Origin of the sequence: Bradyrhizobium sp. BLXBL-03 (assembly GCF_051853015.1) — a bacterium.
GTDB lineage: Bacteria > Pseudomonadota > Alphaproteobacteria > Rhizobiales > Xanthobacteraceae > Bradyrhizobium > Bradyrhizobium manausense.
Window position 1 is genome coordinate 2,075,525 of sequence record NZ_CP182470.1, and the last position, 15,339, is coordinate 2,090,863.

At 59.9% G+C, this 15,339-nt stretch carries 12 protein-coding genes and 2 pseudogenes; 11 read left to right on the top strand and 3 right to left on the bottom strand.

The genetic code is table 11. The features are described from left to right. Window positions 1-502 precede the first annotated feature (502 nt). The 3 genes and pseudogenes from ACNJX9_RS09925 to ACNJX9_RS09935 all read right to left on the bottom strand — a co-directional run. Window positions 503-750, bottom strand: a pseudogene (locus ACNJX9_RS09925) (HipA domain-containing protein); the annotation flags it as partial. A 68-nt stretch (window positions 751-818) separates the two neighbouring features. Beyond that, window positions 819-1,232, bottom strand: a complete 414-nt coding sequence (locus tag ACNJX9_RS09930) for a hypothetical protein (RefSeq protein ID WP_439410269.1) — start codon at window positions 1,230-1,232, stop codon at window positions 819-821. A gap of 77 nt (window positions 1,233-1,309) precedes the next feature. Continuing rightward, window positions 1,310-1,577: pseudogene (locus ACNJX9_RS09935) on the bottom strand (DUF3422 family protein); the annotation flags it as partial. A gap of 2,215 nt (window positions 1,578-3,792) precedes the next feature. Here ACNJX9_RS09935 and ACNJX9_RS09940 point away from each other — a divergent pair. The 11 genes from ACNJX9_RS09940 to ACNJX9_RS09990 all read left to right on the top strand — a co-directional run bounded on the left by ACNJX9_RS09940 (window position 3,793) and on the right by ACNJX9_RS09990 (window position 15,324). Beyond that, entirely contained in the window at window positions 3,793-4,653 is an 861-nt protein-coding gene (locus ACNJX9_RS09940; RefSeq protein WP_439408622.1) for a helix-turn-helix domain-containing protein, read from the top strand. A gap of 17 nt (window positions 4,654-4,670) precedes the next feature. Continuing rightward, the gene (locus tag ACNJX9_RS09945; RefSeq protein ID WP_439408623.1) at window positions 4,671-5,606 is read left to right on the top strand and encodes a helix-turn-helix domain-containing protein; all 936 of its coding nucleotides are present in this window, start codon (window positions 4,671-4,673) and stop codon (window positions 5,604-5,606) included. Between the two features lie 299 nt (window positions 5,607-5,905). Further along, on the top strand, window positions 5,906-6,532 hold the full coding sequence (locus ACNJX9_RS09950; RefSeq protein WP_439408624.1) for an NADPH-dependent FMN reductase: 627 nt from the start codon (window positions 5,906-5,908) through the stop codon (window positions 6,530-6,532). 45 nt (window positions 6,533-6,577) lie between these two features. Further along, window positions 6,578-7,825 carry an MFS transporter gene (locus tag ACNJX9_RS09955; RefSeq protein WP_057742742.1) on the top strand — a complete coding sequence of 416 codons (1,248 nt, stop codon included), beginning with the start codon at window positions 6,578-6,580 and terminating at the stop codon, window positions 7,823-7,825. Between the two features lie 55 nt (window positions 7,826-7,880). After that, window positions 7,881-9,131, top strand: a complete 1,251-nt coding sequence (locus tag ACNJX9_RS09960; RefSeq protein ID WP_439408625.1) for an acyl-CoA dehydrogenase family protein — start codon at window positions 7,881-7,883, stop codon at window positions 9,129-9,131. Between the two features lie 18 nt (window positions 9,132-9,149). Beyond that, a complete protein-coding gene (locus tag ACNJX9_RS09965) occupies window positions 9,150-10,226 on the top strand; it encodes an alpha/beta hydrolase (protein WP_439408626.1) in 1,077 nt (358 codons plus the stop codon). Window positions 10,227-10,330: 104 nt separating this feature from the next. Continuing rightward, window positions 10,331-10,630 (top strand): DUF1330 domain-containing protein, encoded by a 300-nt coding sequence (locus ACNJX9_RS09970; protein WP_057743158.1) that lies wholly within the window; start codon window positions 10,331-10,333, stop codon window positions 10,628-10,630. A gap of 149 nt (window positions 10,631-10,779) precedes the next feature. Next, window positions 10,780-11,718: an SDR family oxidoreductase gene (locus ACNJX9_RS09975; RefSeq protein WP_439408627.1), complete on the top strand. Its 939-nt coding sequence runs from the start codon at window positions 10,780-10,782 to the stop codon at window positions 11,716-11,718. Window positions 11,719-11,864: 146 nt separating this feature from the next. Then, a complete protein-coding gene (locus ACNJX9_RS09980; protein ID WP_439408628.1) occupies window positions 11,865-13,067 on the top strand; it encodes an ABC transporter substrate-binding protein in 1,203 nt (400 codons plus the stop codon). A 100-nt stretch (window positions 13,068-13,167) separates the two neighbouring features. Then, complete coding sequence (locus tag ACNJX9_RS09985; RefSeq protein WP_439408629.1) at window positions 13,168-14,031, top strand: helix-turn-helix domain-containing protein; 864 nt, start codon at window positions 13,168-13,170, stop codon at window positions 14,029-14,031. Window positions 14,032-14,199: 168 nt separating this feature from the next. Next, on the top strand, window positions 14,200-15,324 hold the full coding sequence (locus tag ACNJX9_RS09990; RefSeq protein WP_439408630.1) for a maleylacetate reductase: 1,125 nt from the start codon (window positions 14,200-14,202) through the stop codon (window positions 15,322-15,324). Window positions 15,325-15,339: the final 15 nt, after the last annotated feature.

Here is a 15,339-nt window from a genome sequence, read left to right on the forward strand (position 1 = left end):
GCAATCTTCAGCTACGTCGCCGGCCTGTATGGCTCCGCCGCTCATGCTGCGGCCGTGATCAATTCCGGACGAAAGTTTGGCAAGGACTCGACGAATAATGATGTCGAATTCGACTTTGTGCTCAATCGGTAGTAGGCTACGGCAAGCCCGGACGCGCCACGCTCGAGCAGGTAAGCGATGTTTTCTTCGACTACCCAAAGGATAATCGATCCAAACGCGATGGGTCTGCCGGCGATCATGTTCCCCGACGTCCTCAAGAAGGCGTGGCGCCCCGTCCGGGACGGTGAAGTCTTACTGCCAAGAAGCGCCGCGCACGGGTGAGGCTAACTTGCTGTGGGCGACCTGACCAAACGATGTCCTCCTCTTGGCGAGGCCTGCGCAGATGAAAAACCCCTACGGGGCCAAACGGGCGACAGGGCTCGCCGTTGGTGGATCAAAGCTGTGAATAAACGTTCTGGTTACAGCGCCACCGCTCGCCGAAAATCGTCATGCTCAAACGCTCATCGCTTGGCACTGGATTGAGGTCATAGGTCGGAGACAGCGACCAGCCGGCCTTTCCGAGCCATAGGAAGTGTGGTTGCGCAGGTGGTCCTCGACATTCGAGATCAGCACGTTGAAGACGGCGCGCCGATAGAGAGCATGGGCGTCTGTCTTTCCCTGCGCGCTATGCTGCGCGAGCGCGTCGACCATCTCGGGATAGCTGCCGCGCTCACCGTCCTTAGCGCCCATCATCGCCATCGCTGAGAGGAAGGTAGGGCAATTCGCCATTCGAACCCACGGACCCGACAGCCGCGCTGAAAAGGTCCGACAGAGTTGAGCTATCCGCGCTTTTCGATCCGGCTATCGTATTCGATGGTGATCAGGCCAAGACCATTCGGATTGAGCTTGGAGGATGATCTCTTTTTGAGATATTCACCCAGATAGAGCCGCTTAATCTCGTTCACTTCGTAATTGTAGCCGATGAAGTAAAAAGCCTTGTCGAATTTAAGCACAAAACCCTCGCATTCGCGAAAGCTCTTTATCTTGGCTTCTTCGCGCGGCCAAACAAAGTGATTGAAAGTATAAGTGTGCCCCTGGCCTCTCGGCTTTTGAATGACGCTGAACGATTTCAGGATGTTGCCGCGCGTGGTCGAATACCGGTACATGAGATAGTAGCTTTGATCGCGCCCTTCTGAGGGATCGCTGCCGCGAAAGAAATCACCTTCCTCCGGTCGCTTATTTCGAACCGACACAGCGGTACGAATTTGGCTGGCAGGTTGATTTGCTGTTTTCCTGCAACCAATACGACCACGAGAACTGAATGACCTCTAAACAAGCTGACCACATAATATCCTGTCGCCCCGACCGACAATCCTTCGACCGTGCATTGCAGCCGAAGTTTGCTGGCTCGCGCGCTCGTTGATAGCCTGCAACAGGTCACGATGTTGTCGTTCGATTTCGACGTCGACACGGATCCGCAACAGATCGGCGGCACGCGCGAGCTTGACCGACAGAGCCTCTTGACGATCCCCTACGGTCGCGCAGGTTCGCATTGCGGGCGCCATGCGGCGCACCAGAAACGACGACCAGGTTGGATAGCTAGCACCGTCAGTGCAAGGAATGACGGGTCATAAAATCCCTTTGGCGTAATCTTCACTTCCGCCGTCTCGAAAACTGCGATGGCGCATTCGCTGATGTCAACGCAGTGTGATTGCCGACTTAGGGTGATCATGCGAATGCGTCAAACGCTCGCTCCATTCCAGATGCGTGCGGTTCTTCACTTTGATCCGGTAACGACAACTTCCAGCATCGTAGGGCCGGTCGCGGCATTTCGATGCCAATTCTTCCATGTCGCAGGCAACTCGAAATCTATCAGGCCCAGGCTCGCCACGTTCGAGGGGATTAAGAAAGTGCCCTCAGGACGACGCGCCATTAAGCGCTCCAAGTTCTCTTCCGCATTGACGGAAGCATGAGAAGGTCGTCACGAGTTCGACGGGAACGTCGAAAGCGCAAAACTGCACTTCCTCCTGTGCCTGGGCGAGTGAACGGCGTTGAAACCGGTGATGCGGCGTCAAGCATGATGGTCCCTCATGCAGACCCTGCCGCCTCGACGATCCAGGGATAGCGGTTGAGTTAATGTGGCCGCCACGCGTGATCAGCCGCTCGGGCGGACGATAGCGGTCCTGCTTCACTTCTTGGAGCCATCGGGGCCGGGCCGGGACGACAATGCCCTTGGTCGGCAGGGGGATCGAGCTTGCGGGTATTCACTGAGTGTAGCGTTGAACGAGTTTTCTTCATGGCACTCGAGAATTAGGTCAGCACTCCGAACAGTAGTTATCCGGAATTCCACTCGGCATAATGATACCTTTAAGTGGACAACGCCGGGGCTGGCATTTCATCCCGAACAAGATTGTAACCGGCAAGGGGTCGCTGTGAGGCGGCCCCTTTCGGTTCCGGCGGAGCCGCGCGTTTGGCTCTGTGCCCGCGTCTTCATTCTGAGCAGGCATGGAGGTGATAATTTGCTGGCAGGGAAGACGTCTGCAGACAGCCAGTTCACGCTAGACGCCTGTTATCGCGCCATTTCGGGGTGAAGGAAGTCGAACGTTTTGGCCGCAACCTTGGCAAAGAGAAGTTCGCGCAGACGACACGACACGACCGCGTGGACCCCTCTAGGCTGCTAAGAGCGGAATGGTTCCTTCGGCCAATCGCGAAAATCGGGCTTTGCGTTCCCCCGCAACCAGCGATTCTTGGCATGTCTGCTTAGGCGACCCAAGGGAATTGTCTTTCGCGTTTTGGGAACCATTCGGCAAGGACCGGGTGTTGCGCCTCCCGACGATCCTTGGCGGGCGAGGGATCGCGCACGAACGGCGGTTTGGGTCGGACTATCGAGATCCGACCTTCCCAGTTAGGCTGCTCTCCAGTAAGAAAACAGGGCTTCCGAAATAGTGGGTCTAGCCGTGTAGCGGACCCCCGCTACCATTTGTTCCCAATCTCCTTTTACCAAGCGACTAGGCGGCTCCGTCCGTGGGCCTTCCGCTGTTTGGCTCGGTGCCATCCACTGCCATTCTCGAAAGATGGGAAAGCTCCACATGCCGCTTGGCAACCGTGCAATAGCGCGAGCCTCTACAATCTGTTTGGCATCGAGCAAGATCAGAGCGGCCCTCAGGTTCGATGCGGTCCTGGCTAGCAGCGTCAGTGCAAGGAATGACGGGTCAGAAAATCCCCTTTGGCGAAATCTTCACTTCCGCCGTCTCGAAAACTGCGATGGCGCACGCACGCGTCTATCACGAACTTGCGACAGTGCATTCGCCATGTGCGCCAACTTACAGTCGTCCCGCATGATGGAGGCGTTTGTTTCCGACGCCAAACTAAGGTGCGTGTAGAACAATATTTGAGATCTAAGGAGCTGCCGCCTGTCCTGTGCGATCCGTTCCAGGTGGTTCAAGCTGTACGTTGAAGCTCGGCGTTTCTGCGCCAGCCTGTCTGATTTACTCGTGCTCGATCCTGTTTGGCCCGAATGAAACTGATCTAGCCCGTCTTTGGAAAGATCTTCCTCTTCGATCCACGGAACGATCTCGTCGTGACCTTCGATATCGGCGTGACCAAAGATCCCATGCGCTAAGTCAGCGCATCATCCCTATCGACGACCTGCCGATGATCAGCTCCAGCCCCTTACCTCTGCGAAGCTCGGTCAGACGAACGAAGGCGCTGGCGTGCTTACAGCATCGTGGTTATAGTGAACTATCGTTCATCATCACGCCGCTCATATTGCGCTGCAGCGGGCCCGTCAGCTGACTACACGCCGAGCACGAGATGGAAGCCAAGCGCGAGTTTAGAGGCTCCGATACCCACGGTGTTCTGCAGCGGTTTGGTGCGGACATCCGTGCAACGAGTGAGGGGCACGGATGGTCTTCGATTTACGCGTCGATCCAAAGGGAGAATCCCTTCGAGGGGCGGTTCGAAGCGATTGCCGACGACCTCATTGTGTTGCACCGCAGCGGCCCCGTGCAGACGACCTTTGCATCCGGCGGGCACGTCGCTTCACGTTGCATTCCAAAAGGAAGCATCTTCTTTTTGCCGGCAGGTCATGCGTGCGAGGTGGGATTGCACGGGACGCTGGATACTCTCCATATTTATATCCGCGCAAACTTGATTCCTGTCCACGCTGTTACACCGCTGCTGCTGGAACGGGATGTGGTTATACAGCATCTGGCGCAGGCGGTTGAGCAGGCGCTTTGCGAGAATGTCTCGAATTCAGATATCTTCATCGATCCGATCGCGCGGGCGCTTGCGAGCAGGGTCTCCGCGATCAGCAGGAGTAGCGAACCGTGGCAGGTTCAGACCGCTGGGCTGCCGGACAACGAACTCCGGCGCGTCAAGGATTTCATAGAGGCAAATCTCGAGGGTGAGATCACTCTTGCTGCGATGGCCAGCGCGTGCGGCATCGGCACAAAGTCGTTCGTTCGGGCTTTTGCGGCAACGACCGGCAAGTCACCATACCAATATGTGATCGCGGCACGTGTCGAACGGGCCAAGCGATTGATCGAGCAAGACCAGGAAGGCCTCGCTGAGATAGCACTGCGCTGTGGCTTCTCCCATCAGGAACACTTGACGCGTGCCTTCCGCAGGCTGACGGGTCAAACGCCCGGTCGATACCGTCGCAGCGTCAACTGAACAAGCAGTCAGGGCCAATGCAGAAACGCTGCGATCCACCATCGCCAGCCGCAGCGCAAAATGAGCATACCGTGCGGCCTTTTGACGGAGGCGAGGTCCATTCCGTGCTGCGACAGTTCGCCGTGAAACGCGAGGCATCCAGTGCGGGGCTCGGCTGGTCGACTATGTTCGCATCGGTTCAGCGGGAAGAGCCGTTCAGGGGCCGCTTCGAAGCCAATGCCAACGCCCTGCTGGTGACTGCAGCTAGTGGACCAGTCGATGTGACCTATCGGATCGATGGACGTGTCGTATCCAGGCACTTGCAGGAGAAGGGGATCTTTTTCCTGCCGCCGCGCCGCGACTGTGAGGTGACGCTAAATACGCCGTTGAATTCGATCCATGTGTACCTCCGTCCTGAACTGTTTTCCGGCTCTGAAGGTAAAGTGCGGAACTCCGATTTTGGCCTCTTGCCTTTGTTGGGTGAGCCGGAGCCCCTAACCAGCAATCTCCTGGCAGTGGTGGAAGAAATGGTGCGTGAGGGCGATACCTCGTGTTCCCTCCTGGCAGATTCGATTGCGCATGCATTAGCCAATCGCCTTGTCGTGCTCAATGCACGGGAGCGGAAAGCGCCGGGTGCTGTGGAACGCCAGCTGAGTACACGTAGCGTCCGCTCGATTCGTGATTTTGTCGAAGCTAATATCGCCGATTGCATCAAGCTGGACGATTTGGCTGCGATCTGCGGCGTAAGTCCCGAGTATTTCATACGGGTGTTCAAGTCTTCGCTGGGCGTGTCTCCTCACCGCTACGTTGTGGGGGTGCGAATTCATCATGCGAAACGACTCCTGACGGACACAAACATTGGCCTTGCGGATGTGGCGCGGCAATGCGGGTTTGCGCACCAGCAACATTTCACGAACACGTTCCGTCGGATGACGGGCTTGTCGCCGGGCGCTTATCGACGGGCAATGAATTAAGAACGCCACGATCTGCCTTTCCGATCTGAACGCTGGCTCGTTTCCCGTAAACGAAGCAGGCAGTTTGTGTCAGTTTCCTGCAAACCGGTCCGGTTTGTGCAGGCTTGGCTATCAGGCATGTCCTACTTTCACCCCACTAAGAGGCGCCAGACGCAATCACGGCGCCGATGATGGGGAGAGACGCGCATGGCATTGTTCGATGCCGGGCGAGGGTGCTCGCATATCCGAATTGGCCAGCATTCGCTCGAGGAACCTTCCACCTCGGGTGATCGTGCTGCGCAGGAAAGTGGGCCGCTGCGATGAAGGACTGGTCTCCGCTCGTCGTCGGGATCGGCGGCACGTTGCGCGACGGATCAACCTCGGAGAGGGCGCTCCGCCTGGCTTTGACGGAAGCCGCGCGGCTCGGTGCGAAAACGCAGATCTTCGCCGGGCAATCGTTGAATCTCCCTCACTACGACGCCATTGAACGTACGGAACGTGCGACGTCGCTGGTCGAAGCGCTGCGCGCCGCAGACGGCGTCATCATAGCCACCCCAAGCTATCATGGCTCGATCTCCGGCCTGGTCAAGAACGCAATAGACTACACCGAGGATCTCCGCGCCGACGCGCGCAGCTATCTTGCCGGACGCGCGGTCGGCGCCATCGTATGCGCGGGCGGAACCCAGGCCATGGGAGCGACGCTGGGGACTCTGCGGACGATTGTTCACGCGCTGCGCGGTTGGCCGACTCCGTTTTCAGCGGTGATTAACGCCGCGCAGAGGCCATTTTCCGCTGATGGTGCGTGCAGTGATCCGATCATAGCGCAACAGCTCGCATTCGTGGCCGAGCAGGTCGTCGAGTTCGCGAGAATGCGGCGGCTATATGAGAGCCGGCGCAATGGGCTCGCGCCTCAAATATCAGAAGCCGCGCCGGCGCAATGCGCATAGAACGCGGCCGCAAACAACCAGAACGGGAAACACTAGGGAGGGCTCATGAGCAAGAATCGCATCTTTAGTTATGAGAATCTCGTTGTCGTCTTGATGGGAGCGGCGTTTGGCTTCGTATTTTTCGACCGCCTGGCGCTGAATTTTCTCTCTCCATTTCTGGTGCCTGAGCTCCATCTGAACAACACCCAGCTGGGTGCCCTCGCGGGTGGCCTGGCGCTGACCTGGGCAATCGCCGGCTATGCGGTCGGCACTCTCTCGGACTATTTTCAAAATCGTAAAACGCTCCTGGTCTGCGCGATAGTGATCTTCTCGATCTGCTCGGTAGGATCCGGTCTCGCCAATTCGTTTCTGACGTTGCTTGCCGCGCGCCTCGTTATGGGATTTGCGGAAGGACCCGTACTTCCGATCGCGCAATCGATCATGGCTGCGGAATCGTCGGAGCACCGTCGCGGCTTCAACATGGGCGTTCTGCAGAATTTCTTCAGCGCGCTTCTAAGTAATTTTGCCGCCCCTCTGGTGCTCGTCGCGATTGGGCAGATCTACGGCTGGAGAAGTGCTTTCTACATTGCGGCGGTGCCTGGCTTCGTTGTGGCGGCGCTGATCGTCGCATTCATCCGTGAACCTTCGTCGGGTGCCGCTCCGATATCGGCTAAATCTGCGCGCAACACGATCCCGCTTTCGACGATGCTGAAACATCGCAACATCTGGGTTTGCGCGATCGTGAGCTGCCTGATGGTGTCTTGGCTCCTGATCCAGATCACGTTCCTTCCGATCTACCTGGTGCAGGTTCGCGGTCTGTCGCCCAGCGTGATGAGCGTTGCCGTGGCCGCGACCGGTATCGCAACGGTCGCGTCTTCGATCATCGTACCGGCGCTGTCGGATCGCTTTGGCCGCCGCCCTTTGCTCATCTTGTCAGGCTTCGTCGGCGTGATAGCCCCGGTGGCGATCGTCATGTTCGACGGACCGTTGCCAATATTGGTGTTGTTGATGGGCGTCGGCCATCTCGCCGTTGGCAGCTTCTCATTGTTCATGGCCACCGTGCCTTCCGAGACGATCCCTCGGACCCATGTTGCCACTGCGCTTGGCTTCATCATGGGGGTAGGCGAGGTCGCGGGCGGCTTCGCGGGCCCGGCCCTCGCCGGGATCGCTTCCGACGTGTTCGGTCCGTCCAGCTCGATGTGGATCGCCGCTTCGCTTTGTATCTGTGCAGGCTTGCTTTGCCTGATGCTGGACGAAACCGCGCCGCGGGTGCTCGAGCGCCACAAAAGAATGATTGTGAGTTCGCCCGCATGAATCCCTATCGCCGGCTAGCCGAAACCGCGCTCAACGGAAATATCAGGAGATTGAAATGAACGTTCAGGCCATGCCCAAGAGCCTGCCGGTACCGGAACCTCACCTCACTCCGCAGGATTTGGTGGACCGCGCGGCCTCGATGAGAACGCTGCTGCGGGAATCGCAGGACGAAACCGATGAGCGAGGACATTACTCGGACGCAATCCAGCAAAAGTTCATCGATGCTGGTTTCTATCGGATCTTGCAGCCCAAAATGTTTGGTGGCTACGAGTTCGATTACGAAACATTTTTTCGCGTCATGGTGGAGATATCGCGCGGTCATCCGTCCGCAGGGTGGTGCTTGACGTTGGCCGCATCTCATGCGCCCGTCATAGCCTCGCACTGGTCGGAAGCTGCACAGATCGAAATCTTCGGGTCGTCCGGACATTTCGCGTCACCGCACCGGGCTGCCCCGGGGGGTACGTGCCTGCCGGTCGAGGGCGGCTATATCATCAATGGTGTGTGGCCATATTCGTCGGGAATACCGCACAGCACGCACTTCCTGGGCGCAACGTTGCTTCAAACGTCGTTTCCGCCACGAATGCTCCATTTCGTTGTGCCGCGGGGGCAATACACAATTCTGGGCGATTGGGGTGGAGACCGCACCTTGGGCATGCGCGGCTCCGGCTCGAACAGCGTCAAGCTGGACAACATCTTCGTGCCCGAGCACATGACCGCGTTCTTCGACGCGCTGGGTGTAAAGCAGGATCTCTCCGAGGGTACACCCGGAACGCGATTGCATGGCAACCCGATGTATCTCGGCGTTCTCATGGGTCCTTATCACGCGTCCCTGACATCGCCTATCATCGGTGCCGCGCGCGCGGCGATCGATGAATATCGCGATATCCTGTTCTCGCAAAACACATTTGTTCCCCCCTTCATCAAGCGCGCCTTCGAGACTGATTTCCAGGTCAACTACGGCCGCGCCATAGCTTTGACGGATGCTGCCGAAGGCGTGCTGCTCCAGGGTTTGCGCAAGCACATGGAGTACTGCCAGCGGTGGGCGAAGACGGGTTTGCAAGCCTCCGTGGAAGAAAACTTGCGACTCTGGGGAATGCTGCAGACCGGCGCACGTCTTGCCTGTGAAGCCATCGAACTCTTGTTCCAGACCGCCGGGTCGACCGCGGCGCGGAAGGGCTCAAGGATGCTTCGATACTTTGGCGACGCCCAGATGTATCGAGGACACATGTCCTCCCAATACATGACCTTCGCGAAGTACATTGGTCGCAGCAATCTCGGGCTGCCGACCGGTTTTCTGGATCTCTGAAGAAAGTCGGAGGGGGACGTGACCCAAACTAAAGCAAAACCTGCTCCGTTGGTGCTGGCAGACCAGGGATTCTTCTGGACCGGCTTGGTGCGCCAGCAGACACCGAATGGCACCATCGCTGCGGGCCAGATGTTCGTGCAATATCAGATCCCGGAGCACATCCGGCATCCATATCCCATCGTGATGGTGCATGGAGGTGGGGGGCAGGGAACGGATTTTCTCGGTACTGCCGATGGACGGCCTGGATGGGCCACTTACTTTCTGAAACAGGGTTACGCGGTCTATGTCGTCGACCGCCCTGGGCACGGTCGCTCACCCCTGCATCCGGAGGCTCTGGGTCCCATGACACCTCCGTTGACCTACGAATTTGCAATGACGCTGTTTAGCGCACCCGGCAAGCAGCCGAACAGCTGGCCGAACGCGCAAAAGCATAGTCAGTGGCCCGGCTCCGGCGTCGTCGGTGATCCAGCCCTGGACCAATTCATCGCGACCCAAGGTCCGTTCCTTGTGTTTTTGGCACAGACCCAGCTGCTGATGCAGCGAGCCGGCGCCGAATTGCTGGATCGTATCGGTCCAGCGATCCTGCTCACCCATTCCATGGGGGCACCCTTCGGTTGGCTCGTGGCCGATAGTCGACCGCACCTGGTGAAAGGCATTGTCGCGGTTGAGCCAATGGGGCCGCCTTTCGCCCAATTGCCAATGGGGCTGGGCGACCTCTCTTACGGACTCACTGCGATCCCGATGACGTTCGATCCGCCCGTCCAAGGCCCAACTGAGCTGCGGCGCGAAATCCGCAAGTCTCCGAAGCCGGGGCTGGCGGACTGCTTCGTTCAGAAAGAGCCGGCGAGGCGTCTTCCCAACCTCGCATCGATGCCCGTTGCTGTCGTGACATCGGAGGCGTCGGCCTGGTCCATGCACGACCACGGCACCGTCGATTATCTCGTTCAGGCGGGCGTGCGCGCCGTCCATCTGCGGCTCGAGGACCACGGCCTGCGCGGCAACGGCCACCTGATGATGCAAGAAAGGAACAGCGATGACATCGCTGCCTTCCTGGAAAGGTGGATCGCGGAATATGTGGGGTCACGACCAAGATAATTTCAATTTTTCGCGCCGCCGCACTTGTGGTGAAGCAGCGGCTGGAAGGTGCGAGTGAGGTGGTCAGGTTTGTCAGCAGACCGTTAGCGCGAGAGGAGTGTGAGATGGCGAAGAAGGGATATTGGGTCGGTCACATCAACGTCACGAACCCGGAGCGCTACAAGGACTACATCGCGGCCAACGCCGGACCATTGAAGAAGTACGGAGCGCGGTTCCTTGTCCGAAACGGCGCATGCGAAGTGCACGGCAACGCACTTCAAGGGCGTCGCCACGTCGTAATCGAGTTCGAAAGCTACGCAATAGCTAAGGCCTGCTACGACTCACCGGAGTATCAGGCTGCGGCCAAGATTCGCGACGAAGCCAGCACCTCCGATTTCGTCATGATCGAGGGCCACGAGGACTAACAGCGATCCGCAGCGGGGTCTGGCAACTTACGATTAAGAGCCTAGCCGGAGGTGGAGACACTAATTCGTTTCACAGTATGCCGGTCAGTATCTGTAGCCTAGCGGCGGGGCTTTCACTCCACCTTCTCGCTCATGCTCGAGGAGGCGCGATGACGCCGAGGGGCGCGCGCAAGCATCAGGAGCACCATCAATTGGAAGATATCGAAGACAAGGTCGCGTTCATCACGGGAGGCGCGAGTGGGATCGGGTTCGGAATGGCCCGCGCGTTCCTGCAACATGGGGTGAAGGTCGTTATCGCGGACGTCCGTCAATCGCATCTGGATGCGGCCGCTTCCGCCCTCGATCGCTCCAACAAGAACTACCATCTGATCCGTCTGGACGTTACCGACCGCGAGTCAATGGCACGGGCAGCGACGGAGACCGAGAAGGTATTCGGCAAGGTCCACATACTCTGCAACAATGCAGGCGTATCGAGCATCGTGGCTATGGAAGACGCGAGCTTCGCGGATTGGGATTTTGTCATGAACATCAACGTCGGGGGCGTCGTCAACGGCGTCGCGACGTTCGTGCCCCGGATTCGGGCGCACGGAGAAGGTGGTCACATCGTCAACACCTCCTCGATGGCCGGCATCCTCGCTCTTCCAAATCCCGGCGGCATCTACTCGACATCCAAATTCGCGGTGCGCGGCCTGACGGAGTCGTTGCGTATGGCGCTCGGACCGCACAACATCGGCGTTTCGCTCCTTTGTCCCGGTCTGGTTCGCAGCAATCTCGTCGACACGACGCTTCACCTCAACACGTCCGCTTCTGCTCAATCGGCGGGCGGCCCGTTCGCGGCCGGCGGTTCGCCGTTGGAAGCCGGGATGGATCCTCTCGCCGTAGGCGAACGGGTGGTCGAAGGAATCGTCGGCAACGAGCCATACATTCTTCCGCACGGCGAATTCAAAGACGAAGTCGCAGAGTCCTTCGGAGAGATACTCCAGTCGTTCCCCACCGATCGAGACGTCGATCCGAAACGGCAACAGTTCGAAGCGATGCGCCGGCAAGCGACGACGGAGGCCAAGCGCTTGGCTGCGAGCATTGGTTAGAACTTCGATCCGGCGCGCGAGGACCGTGCCCATCTCCATTGGACGTCCGCTCGCAGCCGAGTCATTCGAAAGACGTCGCAAGAATCGGGGGAAGCAATCATCCGGACAAACAGCCGCTCTCAGCGCGGCCTATCAGGGAGGTGTCGATGCGAAGCGCTATCGCAGCTGCAGGGCTGTACGTGGTCTGGTCCGTTCTCGCGGCGCCGGCTGTAGCCGAAGACGGGCCCGGCATCACCGCCACCGAGATCCGCATCGGACAGACGATGCCCTATAGCGGGCCAGTGTCCGCCTTCGGCATCCTCGGCAAGGGCGAGGTCGCCTATTTCAGGATGGTCAACGACCGCGGCGGCATCAACGGCCGCAATGTCAACCTGCTCTCGCTCGATGACAGCTATGTGCCGCCCAAGACCGTGGAGCAGACGCGCCGGCTGGTTGAGAGCGACGATGTCTCGTTCATCTTCTCGACGATGGGGACGGCGCACAACACGGCGATCGCCAAATATCTGGCGGCTAAGAAGGTGCCCCAGCTGTTCGTCGCCTCCGGCGCCTCGAAGTTCGGTGATCCCGCGCAGTTTCCCCTGACGCTGATGGGGGTGATGGCGCCGTTCCGCAACGAGGCCCGCATGTATGCGCGCTATGCGCTGCAGAAGAAGGCCGACGCGACCTTCGCGGTGCTGGCGCAGAACGACGATTTCGGTCGCGACTACCTCGCCGGGCTCAGGGACGTGCTCGGCGATCGTTACGAGACGGCAGTCACGGCGGCGACCTACGAGACGACCGAGCCGACGGTCGATTCGCAGATCGTGAAGCTCAAATCGACCGGCGCGGATGCGTTCGTGATCGCCGCGACGCCGAAATTCGCTGCGCAGGCGATCCGCAAGGCTTACGAGATCAACTGGCGTCCGATCATGTTCCTGACCAATGTGTCGGTATGGATGTCCTCGGTGATGGAGCCCGCCGGGCTCGACGCCGGCACCGGCATCATCTCGAGCGCCTATGTCAAGGATCCGCTCGATCCGGCATGGGCGGACGATCCCGGCGTGAAGGGGTGGCGCGACTACATGGCCAAATACGTGCCTGACGGCGATATCCGCGATTCCAACTACGTCAACAGTTACAACAACGGCATGGTGCTGGAGCACGTGCTCAAGGCCGCCGGCAACGACCTCAGTCGCGAGAACATCCTGCGGCAGGCGCTGTCGATCAAGGACCTGGAATTGCCGATGCTACTGCCCGGCATCAAGGTCAATACCGGCGAGAGTGACCATCTGCCGGTCGAGCAACTGCAATTCATGCGCTTCAGCGGCAAGCAGTGGGAGCGCTTCGGGGAGGTGCTCTCGACCAAGTAGGGTCGATTATATTGAAAACTGAGGACCGTTGGGATTTACTCCGCGGCACCGAAGCCTCGAGCCCTTGGTCCGTCGGATGCAGGCAACGTCGAATTTTGGGGTGCAGGAGACGCACGGCGTCCTGAACCGCTTCCAGGCCGAATTCCGCGGCTCGAGCGAAGGGCTCGGCTGGTCGTCCGCATTTGCCTCGGTTCAGCGCGAACGGCCGTTTGAGGGGCACTTCCACGCACTTTCAGACAATCTGATGGTGTTACATCGGGGCGGTCCGGTCGACATCACGTATGTGATGGACGGCAAGTCGGTTGCCCGGCACATCCCGCGCGGCGGCGTTTTCTTCCTGCCGGCGGGCCATGCATGCAACGTGCTCCTGCGCGAACCGCTGGAATCCACCCATATCTATCTGCGTTCCGACCTGTTCGCCGGCCCTGACGGGTCGTCAGGCGCGACCAGCGGCCTCGCGCCGATGCTCGGCGTTCAGGACGCTGTGCTGGAGCATCTTGCCTCGGCGATCGGTGATACCATCACCGGTGGTCTGCCGGCCTCCTCACTCTTCGTCGATCCGATCGCGCAAGCGATCGCCAACCGTTTCGTGGCGATCAACTTCCACAAGCCGAGCACGGAAGCCGGCAAGCATCCGAACCTGCTCAGCGGCAGGCAGATGGCACGCATTCGCGAATTCGTTGATGCCAATATCGATAGCGATATCCGCCTCGACCAGCTGGCGGAGTTGTGCGGCCGCAGCACCGAGTATTTCGTGCGGCTTTTCAAGGCGACCAACGGCGTCTCGCCTTATCAATACGTGCTCAATCTGCGCATAGAGCGCGCCAGGACGCTGCTTGCCGACGAGACCCTGAGTCTGGCCGAGATCGCGCTGGCTTGCGGCTTCTCCCATCAAGAGCATTTCACGCGGATGTTCCGCCGCTTTACTGGCATTACACCCGGACGATACCGACACAGCCAATAGGTTCCGCTGATGGCGGCCACGGCGGTCGAAGGCCCGATTCGGCCCTGTGCAATTTTTCCGGTTTTGTGCAGATTTTCTTCGGTTTCATGCAGGCCCGCCGCGGCAGCTCGCGCCTAGCTTCCTCCCAACGACATGAGATCGCCGGTTCGCCGGCGTGGGAGGATTGCCATGACCACCGCGCTGGCCGACGCCGGAGGCGCGTCCGTTGCGAGGGCCGGTGATGCCGGCGAGGGCGCGTTTTCCTATTGTTCGCAGCAATATCGCGTCCTGTTCGGTGCCGGCACCTCGGCGCGACTCGGCGAGGAGGCAGAGCGCCTCGGCATCAAGCGGGCGCTGGTGCTGACCACAAGCGAGCAGCACGACCTCGGGCGGCGGCTCGGCATGGGGCTCGGTGACAGGCTCGCCGGGCTGTTTACCGGCGCACGCATGCATACGCCGGTCGAAGTGACCAACGAAGCGCTTGCGATTGTGGAGTCCCGCGACATCGACGGCCTGGTCGCGATCGGGGGCGGCTCGACGGTCGGACTCGGCAAGGCGCTCTCGCTGCGCACGGGGTTGCCGCATATCGCGATGCCGACCACCTATGCCGGCTCCGAGATGACGCCGATTCTTGGCGAGACCAGCAACGGCATCAAAACCACGCAGCAATCCCAGGATCTGGTGCCTGATACCGTCATCTACGACGTCGATCTCACCATCGGCCTGCCGCCGCACATCTCCGCCGCCAGCGGCCTGAACGCGATCGCCCACGCCGTCGAGGCGCTTTATGCGCCCGACGCCAATCCTCTGACCTCGCTGATGGCGGAGGATGGCATCGCCGCACTCGCCCGCGGGCTGCCGCGCATCATGGTGGCGCCCGCCGATCCCGGCGCCCGTCGCGATGCGCTCTATGGCGCCTGGCTATGCGGCATCTGCCTCGGTGCGGTCGGCATGTCGCTGCATCACAAGCTCTGCCACGTGCTGGGCGGCATGTTCAACCTGCCGCATGCGGAAACTCACGCGATCGTGCTGCCGCACGCCGCCGCCTACAACGCCACCGCCGCGCCAGAGGCCATGACTCGCGTCGCGCGCGCGCTGCACGGCGCCAATGCCCCGCAGGGCCTGTTTGACCTTGCCCGGCAGCTCGCGCTGCCGCGCGCGCTCGCCGACCTCGGAATGCCCGAGGACGGCATCGCACGCGCCGCGGAGATGGCGGTGCGCAACCCCTATGCCAATCCAAGACCGATTGATCGCGCCCCGATCGAGCAATTGATCGCGGCAGCCTGGCGCGGCGATGCGCCCGCGCAGGAGTGAATCTCAGGGATCCAA

Excerpts from the sequence above, each read along its gene's own strand:
- ACNJX9_RS09990 (WP_439408630.1), top strand. The coding sequence starts at position 14,200 with ATGACCACCGCGCTGGCCGACGCCGGAGGCGCGTCCGTTGCGAGGGCC.
- ACNJX9_RS09955 (WP_057742742.1), top strand. The coding sequence starts at position 6,578 with ATGAGCAAGAATCGCATCTTTAGTTATGAGAATCTCGTTGTCGTCTTG.
- ACNJX9_RS09945 (WP_439408623.1), top strand. The coding sequence starts at position 4,671 with ATGCAGAAACGCTGCGATCCACCATCGCCAGCCGCAGCGCAAAATGAG.
- ACNJX9_RS09940 (WP_439408622.1), top strand. The coding sequence starts at position 3,793 with ATGGAAGCCAAGCGCGAGTTTAGAGGCTCCGATACCCACGGTGTTCTG.
- ACNJX9_RS09980 (WP_439408628.1), top strand. The coding sequence starts at position 11,865 with ATGCGAAGCGCTATCGCAGCTGCAGGGCTGTACGTGGTCTGGTCCGTT.
- ACNJX9_RS09970 (WP_057743158.1), top strand. The coding sequence starts at position 10,331 with ATGGCGAAGAAGGGATATTGGGTCGGTCACATCAACGTCACGAACCCG.
- ACNJX9_RS09975 (WP_439408627.1), top strand. The coding sequence starts at position 10,780 with ATGACGCCGAGGGGCGCGCGCAAGCATCAGGAGCACCATCAATTGGAA.
- ACNJX9_RS09960 (WP_439408625.1), top strand. The coding sequence starts at position 7,881 with ATGAACGTTCAGGCCATGCCCAAGAGCCTGCCGGTACCGGAACCTCAC.
- ACNJX9_RS09950 (WP_439408624.1), top strand. The coding sequence starts at position 5,906 with ATGAAGGACTGGTCTCCGCTCGTCGTCGGGATCGGCGGCACGTTGCGC.